Source organism: Lentibacillus salicampi (assembly GCF_004565465.1).
GTDB lineage: Bacteria > Bacillota > Bacilli > Bacillales > Amphibacillaceae > Lentibacillus > Lentibacillus salicampi.
Genome location: NZ_SRHY01000011.1, coordinates 26,299 through 43,477, shown reverse-complemented (window position 1 = coordinate 43,477; position 17,179 = coordinate 26,299). Strand labels below are relative to the sequence as shown.

Genomic DNA, 17,179 nt, shown 5'->3' with positions numbered 1-17,179 from the left:
GAGCGGGAGCGCGATGAACTCGAGCGAGGGAGTCGTCAACTCGGGCGGGAGCGCCATGAACTCGAGCGAGGAGATCGCCAACTCGAGCGGGAGCGCCAAGAACTCGAGCGAGGGCCGCGTCAACACGAGCGGGAGTGCTTTGAACTCGAGCGAGGGGGTCGTCAACACGAGCGGGAGTGCTTTGAACTCGAGCGAGGGAGTCGTCAACTCGAGCGGGAGTGCGATGAACTCGAGCGAGGGCCGCGTCAACACGAGCGGGAGCGCCATGAACTCGAGCGAGGGAGTCGTCAACACGAGCGGGGGCGCCATGAACTCGAGCGAGGGAGTCGTCAATTCGAGCGGGAGTGCTTTGAACTCGAGCGAGGGAGTCGTCAACTCGAGCGGGAGTGCTTTGAACTCGAGCGAGGGCCGCGTCAACACGAGCGGGGGCGCCATGAACTCGAGCGAGGGAGTCGTCAACACGAGCAGACCCGTCCCTACTCCTATACAAGGATCCCTCTCTTGCACTTAATCCTACCTTAAACGAAAGCATTACTCCATTTATAAAGTTGATTTTCGGCAGTGGCCGAAAATCTATTCACTTCCACCTACCAATGTGCTATATTAATAGCAACCACAAAAATTAAATAAAGGAGCGAACCCGATGATACTCAAGAACCGTGCAAAACCCCTTCCGTTAAGAAAGCTTGATGCGGCTACCCCGAGACTCTCGCCACAGTTTCCAGGCTTACCCAAGATGAAAGAAGACGCCAAGATGCAGCAGCAAGGCTATAACGGCGAAATTAAGGTCGATTACTTTCTCGATAACCTCGTCCCAATGTACACGATCCTTCAAGATGTTTACCTCCGCGTCAACGGTAAAAACTTCCAAATTGATTCCCTCATCATTGCGAACTACTCTATTATTATTGTTGATTCCAAAAACTATAAAGGCACCATTACGTTTAACACCATTCTCAACCAGCTCACCCGCTCTGACGGCAAGATTGAGTCAGGATACGAATACCCGATCACTCAAGTGAAAAATCAAAAATTCCATCTGCAAAATTGGCTTAAACAGCACAATTTGGGACACATTCCGATTAAATGTTTCGTCGCAATCGCTGACCCGTCAACGGTGGTCCAAGTAGAAGGCGATCAGGAGGAAATTGGAAAATATGTCGTTCACGCCGCTGAAGTTCCCGAGCGAATTATGAATACGGACCGACAATTTGGCAATAAGGGCGCAAAAAAACACTCTGACTATCAAATTGGCAAGGTGATTCTAAAAGAGTGCGGCGAATTTGATATTAATCTATTTAAGAGGTATGGACTACGGACGACGGACATATTGCCTGGTGTAATCTGTCCAGATTGCGGAGTGCGAGGGATGAAGCGTGTCTACAACGGATGGCAATGCGGGAATTGCAAGTGTTTTTCGAGGAACGAACATATGAAGGCTATAGATGATTATTTATTGTTGGTGAAAGATTCAATCACAAATAAAGCGTGTGCATGGTTCCTCGGTAACATCACTAGAGGAACGGCTACCAGAATACTGAAAAAAAGCGGATTAGCATATCATCAAAAGCATCGATGTTGGCGGAGAGAATGATCGTTTTCGGCTGCTGCCGAAAACTACCCTTATGTTCGTACGGAAGGGAGATTTTTGGCTTTTGCTAAAAATATTCAATCTAAATGGTTTGGATAGGCGAAAGTTCCATCAACACATGAAAGCAGTCTGAACTCGAGCGAACCCCGCCGCAACTCGAGCAGGAAGCGCCTGAACTCGAGCGATCCCCACCGCAACTCGAGCGAGCGCCTCGCCAACTCGAGCGTGAGCGCCTTGAACTCGAGCGAGCCCCGCCCGAACTCGAGCAGGAAGCGCCTGAACTCGAGCGAACCCCGCCGCAACTCGAGCAGGAAGCGCCTTAAACTCGAGCGAGGCCCGCCGCAACTCGAGCGAGCGCCTCGCCAACTCGAGCGTGAGCGCCTTGAACTCGAGCGAGCCCCGCCCGAACTCGAGCAGGAATCACCCGAACTCGAGCGAGCACTCCGCCAACTCGAGCAGGAAGCGCCTGAACTCGAGCAGGAAGCGCCTGAACTCGAGCGAGCGCCTCGCCAACTCGAGCGTGAGCGCCTTGAACTCGAGCGAGCCCCGCCCGAACTCGAGCAGGAATCACCCGAACTCGAGCGAACCCCGCCGCAACTCGAGCAGGAAGCGCCTGAACTCGAGCGAGCGCCTCGTCAACTTGAGCAGGAAGCGCCTGAACTCGAGCGAGCGCCCCGCCAACTCGAGCAGGAAGCGCCTGAACTCGAGCGAACCCCGCCGCAACTCGAGCAGGAAGCGCCTTGAACTCGAGCGAGCGCCCCGCCAACTCGAGCAGGAAGCGCCCGAACTCGAGCGAACCCCGCCACAACTCGAGCGAACCCCGTCGCAACTCGAGCAGGAATCACCCGAACTCGAGCGAGCCTCGCCAACTCGAGCGGGAGCGCCTTGAACTCGAGCGAGCCCCACCCCAACACGAGCAGGACAGCCCCAAACTTTTAAGAGCACAGCCCTTCCCCCTTCAATTTTCTCGAATACTAAGGGGACAGGAAATTCCGGACGATATTCCGGAAATTTTTCGAAATCAGTTTTACATACATAAATATCCGTGTTAATATGAACGTGTTCATAAAAAGAACGTGTTCATGTAAACGTGTCACATTAAACAAAAGCACCGATGAAAAGAAGGTTCTATAAAAGAGGGTAAGGAAGTGGGGTTATGTCAGTAAATAGAAAAGAAATCCAGCGTGCACGGATGTTGCGATATTTTTTAGATGCGGCAATTGATGTGATGGAAGAAGACGGTATTGATCATTTTACGATTCGAAAAATAGCGGATAAAGCGGGATTTACGAGCTCGACAGCTTATAATTACTTTAAGGATTTGTCGCATTTAAAGTATTTCGCGGCGATGCGCTTTACAACGGACTATGTGAATGAACTTCCGGAGTACTTGAAGAAAGGGAATAACACAGTTGAAAGTTGGTTATACAGCTGGGAGTGTTTTTGTAAACATTCATTTGAACATCCGAAGATTTATTCAGTTATTTTCATGGATAGTTTGGGATCGGTGCCGGAGGATTTAATGAAATATTATTATCAAATTTACCAAAATGATATTCTCGATCTTCCGGAACAAATTCAGGATATTATGATGGAGCAAAGTTTCTCCAAGCGTAGTGCATTGTATATTCAAAGCGCTGTTGATGAGGGATTCATCGAACAGGATAATGTTGCGTTTATTGCTGATATTACCTTGCTGATTTGGAAGGGGATGATGAATACGGTCATGAACCACAGAAGGAAGAGTACGAAAGAAGAAGCCATTCAAACAACGCTTCATTATGTGTATCGCAATGTTATGGGTATTGTGGTTCCAGAAAAGCGGCGTGAGATCAACGTTTCGTTTTAGGACAAATTAACACTATAAGGTAGCTGACAATATGTGGAGCTACATTCTTATAACAATTTTTATGAACATGTTCATAAAATGAGCCCATTCACACAACGCATGAACGCACTTGCCTTGATGCAAACAATAACATCCAAGGGGGAACGCTTATGATAGAGCTAAAAGGAATAAATAAAATTTACGATGACGGATTTCAGGCTTTAAAAGATATTGACTTAACATTTGAAGAAGGAAAAATTAATGTATTAATTGGTCCCAGTGGCTGTGGTAAAACAACGACTATGAAACTATTAAACCGGTTAACCGATTATACGGATGGCGATATCTTAATTGACGACCAAAATATGAAGCAAATTAATCCATTTGAATTACGCAGACAAATGGGATATGTCATCCAGAACATTGGTTTATTTCCGCATATGTCGATCTTTGACAATGTCGCGACCGTTCCGAAATTACTGAAATGGAACAAACATAAAATCAGAGAACGGGTCGATGAGTTATTAAACATGGTGAACCTTGACCCGGAAACTTACAGAAATCGTTACCCTGCTGAATTAAGCGGCGGGCAGCAGCAACGAATCGGTGTTATACGAGCGCTGGCAGCAGAGCCTTCCACCATATTAATGGATGAGCCCTTTAGTGCGCTGGATCCCATCAGCAGGGAACAATTGCAGGATGAGCTAACCAAACTTCAACAAGAAATCAATAAAACGATTATTTTTGTTACCCACGACATGGACGAGGCGATAAAAATTGCGGATCAGATTATTTTAATGAAGGATGGCGAAATCGTTCAAAAAGGAGCGCCACAGGAAATATTGGCTAACCCGGCCAATGAATTTGTAACAGAATTTATCGGCGAAGACCGTCTGGAAAATGTATTACCCTCCATTCAAGACATGATCCAAAGCGATTATCCTTCGATTTCGCTCAATACTACGGTAGAGCAAAGCATTCAACTATTATCCCGTTACCAGATTTCAGACATTCCGGTCGTGGATGAGAATGGAGCGTTTAATGGTATCGTCAATCTGTTTGATCTATTAAATAACAAGCGGACAGACCTTAAAACGTTCATCCATGATACCCTTCCAACCATTACGGAAAATATGGATAGTCACCGTTTAATGCAAATCTTTCATGAGCATAAATCGACGGTCTATCCCATTCAAACAAAAGAAGGCAATTTAGCCGGGGTTGTCGAACGCAAACAATTAGTCCATTTGCTGCATCAATTCTACATGAATAAGAGTGGTGATTCAGAATGGAGTTCATAACTGATTACGTGATGTTTTGGCAGGATGAGTATCAATCGATTATGACCTACACATCCGAACATTTGCTGATCTCGTTCGTGGTGATTGTTCTATCCATTCTGGTGACTGTTCCGCTGGCAGTTTATATGACCAAGATGAAAAATGATAAAATCAAAAGCCTTATATTTAATATCGCGAACATTTTTCAAACCATCCCGACGATAGCCCTCTTGGCCATTATGATACCGTTGTTGGGCATCGGATTTGCACCGGCCGTGACAGCATTGTTCCTATATGCATTACTGCCGCTGTTAAGAAATACATATACCGGAATCAAGTCAATTGATCCAAGTATTGTTGAAGCAGCCAAAGGAATGGGCTTCACTACGATGGGACGCCTGTTCAAAATCGAACTGCCTGCAGCTCTTCCTTATGTGATGTCCGGTATCCGAGTAACGACTGTCTATATTATCAGTTGGACAACACTGGCAGCCTTAATTGGTGCCGGCGGGCTGGGTGATTTAATCTTAGCAGGCATTGGCTATAACGATCAGTACATGATTTTTACCGGAACCCTTCTGGCGATTGTCATTGCCTTGTTACTTGATTTGGCTTTTGGAAAGCTGGAAAAGAAATACACAAACGCATAATACAAATAAGAAAGGGATTTTGATAAATATGAAACGATTTATAAACAGCAGTGTGTTTGCATTACTGATAATTTTATTGGCAGCATGCGGTACGTCCGCTTCCTCAGAAGGCGGCGAAGTATTCGAATACGGAGCACAAAAAAATACCGACCCTAAAATTATGGGGCAAATCCTAAAGCTGTTAGTAGAGGACCAGACCGATCATGAAGTGAATATTACGGAAGACATGCCGGCAAGCCCGCAAGTTATGGGAGGAATTGACCGGGGAGATTTTGATTTTGCAACTCTATATTCCGGGGAGGTTTACAATAACCACTTTGATGAAGATCAAGTGGAGTATTCCACTGATCCGGAAGCGACATTAGAACAGGCACAGGAATTATTCGGCGAGAGATATGATATGAAATGGTACGACTCAATTGGGTTCATTAATCAATACAGCATTGCTGTCAAAGAAGACTTTGCCGCGGACAATAATATAACAACAATGACCGATCTTGGTGAGTATGCGAATAATATGATATTGGGAACCGACAATTCATGGATTGAACGTGACAATGATGGCTATGAAGGCTATCAGGAGGCATACGGTTATTCATTTGAAGAAGCAAGAGGAATGGATGTTGCTCTAATGTATGAAGGCATTGCCAACGATGAATTGGATGTTGTCACCGCCTATACAGTGGACCCGCAAATCATCGAGTATGACTTAAAAATATTGGAAGATGACCAGAAATTCTTCCCACCGTATGAGGCTTCACTGGTTGCGCGTAATGAGGTGATTGACGAGTACCCGGAAGTAGCTGACATTCTAGATTCTTTAGTCGGTTCGATCAGTACAGAGGAAATGACACAAATGATGCATGAAGTGGATATTAATAAGCGTGATGCAGCTGAAGTCGCAAAAGAATTTGCCACCGAAAAAGGGTGGATTGAATAAAGGGGGAGGGTGATTGAGTTGGATTTTATCACAGGGCTAACCCAATATATGATCGAAAACAGAAGCGAATTACTGGCTTTAACCATTGAACATATCGTCATGGTAGCCTATGGGATGGCACTTGCACTTCTCGTTGGCATTCCACTGGGCATCATAGCAGCCAGATATCAAAAACTGGCACCCATTATCATTTCTGCAACCAATATTCTGCAACTGATACCCAGTTTAGCGATGCTCGCCATTTTGACGCTCTATATGGGCTTAGGTTTTCAGACAATGGTGATCGGTCTTTTCTTCTATTCGCTTATGCCAATTGTACGCAACACGTATGTCGGCATTAAAGAGGTGGATGATAGTGTGATAGAAGCCGGCAGAGGTTCTGGTATGACACCCTTGCAACTGCTGGGGAAAATACAATTTCCATTATCGATCCCATTCTTGATGGCCGGACTGCGTGTCGCATCGGTTATTGCAGTGGCAGTAGCCTGTCTCGGTCCATATATTGGGGCTGAAGCGTTAGGAAAAGAAATTATCTCCGGTATTAGTCTGCAGTCTGATGTGAAAATATATGCCGGTGCTATTCCGGCAACACTCCTGGCTCTTATTGCGGACTTTATGCTTGGAAAATTGGAAACCAGGTCAAAACAGCGTATGGCTTAATGAAATAAACAGACAGAAAGGTTGACGACATTGGTATTTAATATTCACGATTCTGAAGAACGCAAAACTGTTACCGAATTTCCACGAAACATAAAAAAATGGGATGATATCCGTATCCCGATGACTGATGGTGCGGAGTTGGCTGCCACCATTTGGCTGCCTGAAGATGCCGGAAAAAACCCTGTACCGGCGATTTTGGAGTATATTCCATATCGAAAAAATGACTTCACCGCCATTCGGGATTCGGCGCGTCATCCTTATTTTGCCGGACACGGGTATGCCAGTATCCGCGTCGACATTCGCGGGTCCGGTGATTCGGATGGCATTATGAAGGATGAATATACAATACAGGAACACGATGATGCACTGGACATATTGGATTGGATTACAGAGCAGGAGTGGTCAACAGGATCGGTCGGGATGATCGGCAAATCATGGGGCGGCTTTAATAGCCTGCAAGTTGCTGCCAGAAAGCATCCGGCATTAAAAACGATTATTACGCTCTGCTCAACAGATGACCGCTTTGCTGATGATGTTCATTATCGCGGCGGCAGTATCCTAGCCTCCGACATGCTATGGTGGGCATCGACCATGTTTGTCTACAATGCAAGACCACAGGATCCGGAAGTTGTCGGCGAAAGCTGGCGGGACAACTGGCTGGACCGCTTAGAAAACACACCGCCATTTGTGGAGGAATGGATGCGTCATCAGCGCCGTGATGACTACTGGAAGTATGGATCGATCTGTGAGGATTATTCCGATATTGAAATCCCTGTTTTTGCTGTCAGTGGCTGGCAGGATGGTTACACCAATGCTGTCTTTCGTTTATTGGAAAATCTGCCCAAGGAAAGCAAAGGCTTGATTGGACCGTGGGCACACGAATATCCAGAGGTAGCCATACCAGAGCCGAATATCGGGTTCTTACAGGAATGTCTGCGCTGGTGGGACCAATGGCTAAAAGGGGAAGACACGGGGATTATGGACGAGCCCAAATTGATAACATGGATTCAAAACAGTGAACTTCCACAGGTGACATATGAAAAACGACCAGGAAAATGGGTCGCCGATAACGCGTGGCCATCGAACAATGTGAACAAAAAAAACGTTTGGCTGAACGATGAAAAATTATCATTTGAAGCACCAGGCGATCATAAAACTGCTACGATTCCAAGTGTTCAGGAACACGGTTTTTATTCCGGTGTATTCTGTCCATTCGGCGAACCGGGTGACCTACCCGCTGATCAACGTCTGGAAAATGGAAAATCTGTTGTGTTCACGTCAGAACCACTGAGAGAATCCATCGATTTGCTTGGTCAGCCGGTCTTTCATGCAGAAGTGTCCTCAGATCAGGAAAATGCGCTCTTGGCAGTACGATTAAATGATAAAGCACCAACAGGGGAATCCACATTAATCAGCTGGGGTATGCTCAACTTGAATCATCTCGAATCCCATGAGCATCCCAAGCCACTCGTCCCCGGGGAAAAATATCAAATTCGTGTCCCAATGGATGTACTGGGACAAAATATTCCAGCGGGACACCAGCTTGAAGTTGCTTTATCACCAACGTACTGGCCCCAAGCCTGGCCATCGCCAAAACCGGTGACCTTAACGGTTGAGACCGGTGAAGAAACCTATATGGAACTGCCGGTACGGACACCACAACCGAAAGATGAAACATGTGCCGATCACTTTTTGACACCGGAAATCGCCCAAGTGATAGAAAAAGAAGAGTTGCGCCAAGAACAACGGACACGCGAAGTTCGTCATGACACCGTAAGTGGCATCTGGAAATTGGAAGACTACTCCGATGAGGGTGAGCGCAAACTGCTCATAAACGGCATTGAACACGGTAGTAAAAATAAAAATACTTTTATGGTGAGAGAAAACGATCCACTATCCGCAACGATTACATGCGAATGGGAACTAAAAGTCGGACGAGGTTCATGGCAAACAAAATTAGAAAGCTTCAGTGAAATGACAAGTGATGAAACAACATTCTATCTTGTTAACACACTGATAGCCTATGAAAGCGGAGAAAAAATGTTTGAAAAAACATGGAAAGAAAACATACCAAGAGACTTTAATTAAAAAGCTTTTTTAGGGGTCTGCCCCACACCACGCTAGTACGCTAGAGTGATGAGGGAGCAGACCCCGTTTTAAATGTATTAAAGCAGCCAGAAGATGAGCAAGAACAGTGCTGACTCGAGCAGGAATCACCCGAACTCGAGCGAACCCCGCCTCAACTCGAGCAGGAATCACCCGAACTCGAGCGAACCCCGCCTCAACTCGAGCAGGAATCACCCGAACTCGAGCGAACCCCGCCCCAACTCGAGCAGGAATCACCCGAACTCGAGCGAACCCCGCCCCAACTCGAGCAGGAATCACCCAAACTCGAGCGAGCGCCACTCGAACTCGAGCGAGCGCCCCACCAACTCGAGCGAAAGCACTCCCACTCATGCGAGTTCTCCCCCTATAACAGTAATGTATTAAAGCAGCAGGGACAGCCCCTGATGCTTTTTTCCTGTGCAGTGGCAAAATAGGCAATTGTTATTAGGGCTTTTGTAGGATATATTCAATAGTTGAGTCATCTTTGATTGGCAAGGTTACAATTCGTTTTGGCGGTGACGCTGACGAGTTAAACTAACGGAGGAATACATTTAATGAAGGGGAGGAGAGAGGATTGCAGCGAAAATTATCCATACTTTTAATCGGTATGTTACTGTTTCAAATCATCAGTGGTAACATATTGACGATGGCTCAGGTTAACGCAGAATCGGAAGGATCTGATTTATTCCAATCAGTTAAACTCGTTGATGGAGCAGGCGAGGAAATTTCCGGGGATCAGGACGTTAATCAGGCTTTTTTAGAAATTGAATGGGGGACGGAGGGCATTGACCCTGAAGTAAACCACCCCTATACTCTGCCAGTTCCGAATGATTTTAAAATCGCTGATAAGCAGCAAGGGAAACTGACATTTGAAGGCCAAGAATTGGGGACATATACAGCGACACAGGAAAATCGGATAGCCGCTACATTTAACGAGGCAATCAAGAATGTTGCTGATGCCATAGGTGTTTTCAACGTATCTGTTGTTGTCAAAGCACAAGACTCAGCAAAAGATTCAGAGGAAAATTCAGCAGACACGCCAGCTAACCAGGCGGATGAAGACACAGAGAACTCCACCAAGCAAAGTCAAAGCACGACAGCCAACGAACAGGATGACGAAAAAGAACAAGATGACCAACAAAAAGCACAGGAACCAGCAGAAGATTCTTCAAACAGCACAAAAGATGAAGAAGCGGAACCCAAACAGGACGGAAACACAACACAGCAAACAGATGACGTATCAGTCACCAGCACTCAGGAAGCTGATTCACCAAGCCCGGCAGCCGCTGTTGAGGAGAATATCATCGACACTTTTGTTCTTGAACAATCCGACGGCACACCGGTCGATCCTGATGACCAAATTAATCTGGAGGAAGGCCTGGACTTAAAATTGGAGTGGTCTTTACCAAATGGTCATGGGTACACGGAAGGTGATACGTTTAAATTACAATTGCCCGACCAATTTGCGGAACTAAATTTGCCGGACGGTGATTTAGATGGATATGGAACCTATTCCGTTGATAATAGCGGGTTCGTCACATTCACCTTCTCTGAAAGTATTGAGCAGGAATCGAATATTACGGGCTATTTTGCCATTGAAGTCGAATTAGACCAGGAAGAAATAACAACGACAGAAGACAAATTAGAATTTAAAGTGAATGAGGAAGTTGTCGAAACCATTCCTGTCAATTATCAGCCAACAGGCGGCCAGGCCATTAACAAAACTGGTCAACATGGTGATGACAGGCAGTTCAATACGGAAACGATTGACTGGACCGTTGATATTAATACGACATTGGAATCATTGGAAAATGCGGCCATCACAGATGATATGCAGGCGAACCTGGCCTTGGATCCGGATTCCATTGAATTATATGAAGCAGAAGTCAATATTAACGGTGAGGTTCTTAGCGTAGCAGATGAACCGGTTGATATTAGTGCGATGAATGACTCGACCGAGGAACAGCTGTTATTGAACCTGGGTGATACGAATCAAGCGTATCAGCTGAAATATACAACCAATATTACCGATGATAAAGGCGAGGAATATTCTAATACGGCAACATTGTCATCTGACAACAAAAACGATGCTTCTTCCGGTGCGACCATATCCGTTGACCGCCAAGACCACCTGAAGAAGACATCAAGTGCCTTTAATCAGGAGGATCACAGCGTTGATTGGCAAGTGGAATACAACTTTGATGAAAAACAACTTGTAGAAGGAAATGAACTTACGGACGAATTCACATTGACAGTAGGAGGAGAAGATCAAAGCAGCAAATTTGAAGTAACGGACATCAACATTTTGCAGGTTGAATCATTTAATGAGGATGGTTCGGTCAATGAAACCACACCGGCAAATGATACTTTTGATATAAATATCAATGGCAATCACGTTACGTACACACTGAACGAAGATACAAACAAGCCTTTCATCATTGACTATACGACACAATTAAAAGATGATGAATACATTACACATGATGGCGAAATCTCCAATACAGTCACGGTTGACGGTGTGTCAGAGGAGAGTGGCCAGGGTATTGGTCAGCAAGTGGGCGAAAAGACACACAGCTCCATTGATTACGAGAACAAAACAATTGACTGGACGATAGAGATCAACCAAGATAACCGAAGCTTTGACTCCTTTGTATTAACAGATGACTTCAGTGGCTCAGGTCAAAAGCTGGATGAAGATTCAATTGAAATTTCACCAGGAAGTAACGCAACACCAGTCATTGACAGTAACAAAGAAGGCTTTAAAATTGACTTCGGTGACATCTCAGAAGCTTACACGATTACGTATACAACCGAATTCACGTATGATTTCCCGGAAGATAATCCGAATTTTGATAACCATTTGAGACTTGACTATGAAACGAGCAACGGAAACTCATACACAAACGAAATAACCGATACCGTAGAACCAAACACGAAAACAACGAGTAACGGAGCCAAAAATGGCAGAGTTGATCAAGAAACAAAGGAAATAACGTGGACGACCGATATTAACTACAATCAACTAGATTTAGATAACGCCACGTTTGCAGACGAGATTCAATCGAACCAATCGCTAATCGGCTCTGTGGAAATCTATGAAACAACTGTAAACCAAGACGGGTCGATAACACAAGGTGACAAGGTAACCGATGACTTTACGGTCAATACAAATGATGGTGAAAAAATCGACATCACCTTTGGGGAAATCGACCAAAGCTACCGTATCGTTTTCAAAACAAAAGATAAAGATGATATCTATAACAGTGATGAAACATACGAAAATACGGCGAAATTCACGCCGAGAGAAGGCGAATCACATGCGTTAGATGCCCATGTCACACTGCCTCATCAGGGTGAATTCGTCGGCAAAGATGGAACCCACAACACAGACAATTGGACCATCGACTGGAAAATCGATATCAATCAATCGGAGTCGACATTAAGTGACGTTACGGTTACCGATAACTTAGGCGACGAAGATTTACAATTACTATTGGAAGAATCATTTGCGTTAACACAAGGTGATGAGACGCTAGAAGAAGGCCAGGACTATGAACTGAATATAACCGATAACGCCTTTACCTTAGACATATCAGACGAGATAACCGATCACTATGTCCTGACCTATTCTTCCTACATTTTGACTGAAGAAACAGCCGATTTAGATAATCAAGCTGACATAACATCCAATGAGGAAGTTGTCGGCACAACGGAAAAAACAGACACCGTTGAAGTGAAAATAGGGCAAGCAGGCGGTGGCGCACAAGGCGAAACAGCCAACCTCACGCTGGAGAAAAAGAACAATCTGGATACTGACGAACCACTGGAAGGCGTGCCGTTTCAGCTTAAAACAACCGTTGGCAATGAAGAAATCGTTGTGCGTGAAGGAACGACCAATGAAGACGGTGAGATTCAATGGTCAGGGTTGAAATACGGAACATACACGCTTATTGAAGACACACCTGAAGGCTACGAGGATGCATCACCTAAAGAAGTTGTCCTTGATAGCGCGGAAATGACCGATAACACGAAAACCCTCACCATCAGAAATGAACGTGAGACGGGTCATCTTATGCTGTTCAAGAATGATGTGGATACATTAGCACCATTGGCAGGTGCAACGTTTGCCATCACGAATGCCGACACAGGCCAAAGTTATCAATTAACAACAAATCAAAATGGCTCTGCAACGAGAGAAGTCCCATTTGGCACTTACACCATTGACGAAATTCAAGCACCAGCAGGCTATGAAGCTGTTACAACTATTTCGGACCTGGAAATACAACCAAACGACGTAGTATCCCAAACAGTTTATAACAATGCGCTTACGGAGGTAGCCGGGCAGAAAATATGGAAAGATGACAATTCACCGGAACGTCCGGAATCGATCACAGTCAACCTAAAGAAAAATGGCGAACAAATTGATTCCCAAGATGTGACAGCGGAGGATAACTGGCAGTATAGCTTTACCGGCTTGGATAAGTACCATTCTGAGGGTCATGAACATGATTACACGGTAGAGGAAGACTCCGTTGACGGTTACGATACAACCTATGACGGCTATGACATCACCAACACCCGCACCGAAAAAATGGACATCGAGGTCACGAAGAACTGGTTGGACACGGCCGAAACAGCCGATCGTCCTGACAGCATTACGGTTTGGCTTCTCAAATCAGGTGAAGGTGACACGCCGCAGTTAGTCGGCACAAAGGATATCGAACCTGACTCGGAAGGCAACTGGGAGCACACGTTTACAAACATCGATAAGTATGACGATGAAGGAAACGTGATCAATTATACAGTTGAGGAAGAACACGTTTCGGGTTATCAAACGGTTGTCGAGTCAGGCGATGACGCGAACCATTTTGAAATCACCAACGTCCGAACCGGAACGACTGCCATTACCGGAACGAAAACGTGGCTCGACGACAATGCCGAAGATCGTCCGAATTCAGTAACGGTGGAGTTAACACGTTCCGCCAATGGTGAGAACGATGCTAACTTTGACATGACAAAAGAAGTAAGGGAAGCAGATAACTGGGAATACAGCTTTGGCGGTTTGCCGAGGTTTAACGAGGATGGAGAAGCCTACGAGTATCATATTGATGAGTTAAATGTCGATGAAGACTATGAGAAATCAATCAACGGCTATGACATTACCAATACTAGAATAGGCACCATGTCTGTTAAAGGCACAAAAACATGGCAGGATGAAGAAAAGACAGCCAATCGCCCGGAAAGTATTACGGTAAATCTGACACGCCAAGACGATGAGGATTTCAAACAAACAGAGGAAGTCACGGCTGAAGATGACTGGGCATACAGCTTTGACCATTTAGATCAGTACGATGATCAAGGTATTGAATACGTCTACGAAATTGATGAGGCGCCTGTTGAGGGCTATGATAAAAACATCAATGGATACGACGTGACCAACACGCGTTCAGGGCAAAAGTCGATTACCGTTACGAAAGACTGGAAAGACGATAACGATGCAACCAACCACCGTCCGGATCATATTACCGTTGAGCTGTACAGAAGCGACAACAGTGAACAGGCATATGACACAAAAGTAATCCGCTCGAGTGACGACTGGCAGCATACGTTTGAGAACTTGGAGATGTTCGATGAAGAAGGGCAGCCATACACGTATGAGGTGAACGAACTGCCTGTCGATCACTATGAAACAACAAAAGAACAAACAGAAAACGGTGTTCAGTTCACGAACGTCCGTGAAGGCACAACGTCCATTGATGTGACGAAACAATGGAATGATAACGACAATGCAGACAACCGTCCGGAAGAAGTGGAAGTTGACCTGTATCGGAGCGATGATGCTGAGGAGCCATTTAAAACAGCAACACTTACTGCTGATGACGACTGGCAGCATACGTTTAAAGAATTGGATGCTTTTGATTCAGAAGGTGTCGCATATGAATTCACAGTCAACGAAAAGCCTGTTGACGACTATAAGCAGGAAAGCATAACAGGTGATATGCAAACCGGCTTTGTCATTACAAATGTTGCAACAACCGCCATTGATGTCACGAAAGATTGGCTGGATGCCGGCGATGATACCGATCGTCCGGATGAGGCTACTGTTGAATTGCAGCGAAATGGCGAACCGGTGCAAGAGACAACATTAGAAGCTTCCGAGGATTGGCAACACACATTTGACAACCTTGAAATGTACGATCCATCCGGCGAACTTTATACGTATAGCGTTAAGGAAAAAGATCTTGATGAAAACTATCAATTATCAAGCATCACAGGAAGTGCTGAAGATGGTTTCGTTATTAGCAACGTCCGTGTCGGAACAACATCTGTCGAAGGGACGAAAACATGGCAGGACGACAATGAAGATGACCGTCCGGATTCCATTCAAGTGAATCTCCTGCAAAACAATGTTGTCATCGCTACAGAAGACGTGACGACAGAAGATAATTGGGCGTACAGCTTTACAGACTTAGATAAGTATGATGAAGAGGGAGCGCTTTATGATTACACTGTCACAGAAAAGGATGTACCGGGTTACGACTCAGAAGTGAACGGCCACGACATCACGAATACGCGCTCGGAACAAAAATCGATTGAGATCACAAAAGGCTGGTTGGACGATTATTCCGAAGACCGCCCGGATGCCGTGACAGTCACGTTGCTGCAAAATGGCGACCCGTTTGAAACAGTCGACATTAAAGCAGAAGACGGCTGGACGTACGAATTTGAAAATCTTGAAGCCTTCGACGGGAATGGTCACGCCTATACCTACACCGTTGAGGAAGAAGCGGTAGAAGGCTATGAAACAACCATCGACGGTTTTAACATCACAAATCTGCGTGTCGGCGAAACATCTGTTGAAGGTGAGAAAACATGGCTCGACGATGACAATCCGGAACGGCCAACTGAGATTACGGTCCAGCTAAAGCAAAACGGGGAAGTCATTCAAGAGCAGGACGTCACCGCAGAAACTAATTGGCAGTACGAATTTACAGACTTGGATAAGTACGATAAACAAGGTGTGGCCTATGACTACACCATTGATGAAGAAGATATTGATGGCTACAAGAAAACGATTGATCAGCATGACATCACCAATATTCGTTCTGAAAAAACGTCTGTAACTGGAACCAAAACATGGCAGGACGATAATCAAGAAGACCACCCTGACACCATTACAGTTCATTTGCTGCAGAATGGTGAAAAGGTCGCTTCAACAGACGTGACGGCAGAAGATAATTGGACGTACGGCTTTACAGACTTAGAAAGATACGATGAAAATGGCGTGGCCTATCATTATACTGTCGCAGAGCAACAGGTTCCGGGGTATGATTCGGGAGTTGACGGCTACGACATCACCAATACGCGATCTGATCAAAGAACGATCGTCATCACAAAAGACTGGAAAGACGGCAGTCCTGCTGATCGTCCAGATGCTATCACTGTAACCTTGCTGCAAAACGGTGAAACATTTGAAACAGTGGAAGTAACAGCAGAAGACAACTGGACGTACGAATTTGAAAACCTTGAAGCCTATGATGAAAACGGTAATGCCTACAACTACACAGTCGAAGAAGAACCGTTAGAAGGCTATAAAACAACAATCGACGGTTTTGACATCACCAACACGCGTGTAGGCACGACGACGATTGACGTATCGAAACAGTGGAAAAATGATACGCCAACAGATCGACCGGATTCCATCATCGTTGAATTACGTCAAAACGGAAACGTAGTTGATACAGCAGAATTGACCGCTGACATGGATTGGGCATACCGTTTTACCAACTTGGAAAAATACGACGAAAATGGTGTGGCGTATGACTATACCGTGCACGAACAGAACGTGGAAGGTTATCAATCAACCGTGGAGGAAACAGATAACAGTTTTGAGATTACCAATAACCTTGAAGAATCTGCAGTCAGCACGGACGATCCTGGCAGCGGAACAGACAATCAAGAGAAGCAAACAGCGAACGAATCAATCAACACGTTGCCGCAAACCGGCGAAGAATGGCTGCGATATCTGATGCTGCTTGGATTCTTGTCATTAGGTGCCGGCGGAATTTTGCTCATCACGACGCGCAAACGAAAGCTGGACTAAGCTAGCGAAAGGATGGATTC

At 45.4% G+C, this 17,179-nt stretch carries 8 protein-coding genes; all 8 read left to right on the top strand.

Translation table 11 applies throughout. The features are described 5' to 3' along the window. The first annotated feature begins 643 nt into the window (after positions 1-643). The 8 genes from E4U82_RS08985 (at position 644) to E4U82_RS08950 (ending at position 17,159) form a co-directional block, all read left to right on the top strand. The gene (locus E4U82_RS08985) at positions 644-1,594 is read left to right on the top strand and encodes a nuclease-related domain-containing protein (protein WP_135109866.1); all 951 of its coding nucleotides are present in this window, start codon (positions 644-646) and stop codon (positions 1,592-1,594) included. A 1,153-nt stretch (positions 1,595-2,747) separates the two neighbouring features. Beyond that, positions 2,748-3,440 (top strand): TetR family transcriptional regulator, encoded by a 693-nt coding sequence (locus E4U82_RS08980; RefSeq protein ID WP_135109865.1) that lies wholly within the window; start codon positions 2,748-2,750, stop codon positions 3,438-3,440. 149 nt (positions 3,441-3,589) lie between these two features. Beyond that, complete coding sequence (locus E4U82_RS08975; protein ID WP_135109864.1) at positions 3,590-4,720, top strand: betaine/proline/choline family ABC transporter ATP-binding protein; 1,131 nt, start codon at positions 3,590-3,592, stop codon at positions 4,718-4,720. Then, positions 4,708-5,349, top strand: a complete 642-nt coding sequence (locus tag E4U82_RS08970; RefSeq protein WP_135109863.1) for an ABC transporter permease — start codon at positions 4,708-4,710, stop codon at positions 5,347-5,349. The genes E4U82_RS08975 and E4U82_RS08970 overlap by 13 nt, the downstream gene beginning before the upstream one ends. 28 nt (positions 5,350-5,377) lie before the next feature. Continuing rightward, positions 5,378-6,289: an ABC transporter substrate-binding protein gene (locus E4U82_RS08965; protein ID WP_135109862.1), complete on the top strand. Its 912-nt coding sequence runs from the start codon at positions 5,378-5,380 to the stop codon at positions 6,287-6,289. A 9-nt stretch (positions 6,290-6,298) separates the two neighbouring features. Next, a complete protein-coding gene (locus tag E4U82_RS08960; protein ID WP_342447728.1) occupies positions 6,299-6,949 on the top strand; it encodes an ABC transporter permease in 651 nt (216 codons plus the stop codon). A 30-nt stretch (positions 6,950-6,979) separates the two neighbouring features. Further along, positions 6,980-9,037: a CocE/NonD family hydrolase gene (locus E4U82_RS08955; RefSeq protein WP_135109861.1), complete on the top strand. Its 2,058-nt coding sequence runs from the start codon at positions 6,980-6,982 to the stop codon at positions 9,035-9,037. A 592-nt stretch (positions 9,038-9,629) separates the two neighbouring features. Then, positions 9,630-17,159, top strand: coding sequence for a Cna B-type domain-containing protein (locus E4U82_RS08950; protein WP_135109860.1), 7,530 nt, complete (start codon positions 9,630-9,632; stop codon positions 17,157-17,159). Positions 17,160-17,179: the final 20 nt, after the last annotated feature.

Coding starts and splice junctions, on each gene's coding strand:
- E4U82_RS08970 (WP_135109863.1), top strand. CDS start 4,708: ATGGAGTTCATAACTGATTACGTGATGTTTTGGCAGGATGAGTATCAA.
- E4U82_RS08980 (WP_135109865.1), top strand. CDS start 2,748: ATGTCAGTAAATAGAAAAGAAATCCAGCGTGCACGGATGTTGCGATAT.
- E4U82_RS08985 (WP_135109866.1), top strand. CDS start 644: ATGATACTCAAGAACCGTGCAAAACCCCTTCCGTTAAGAAAGCTTGAT.
- E4U82_RS08965 (WP_135109862.1), top strand. CDS start 5,378: ATGAAACGATTTATAAACAGCAGTGTGTTTGCATTACTGATAATTTTA.
- E4U82_RS08975 (WP_135109864.1), top strand. CDS start 3,590: ATGATAGAGCTAAAAGGAATAAATAAAATTTACGATGACGGATTTCAG.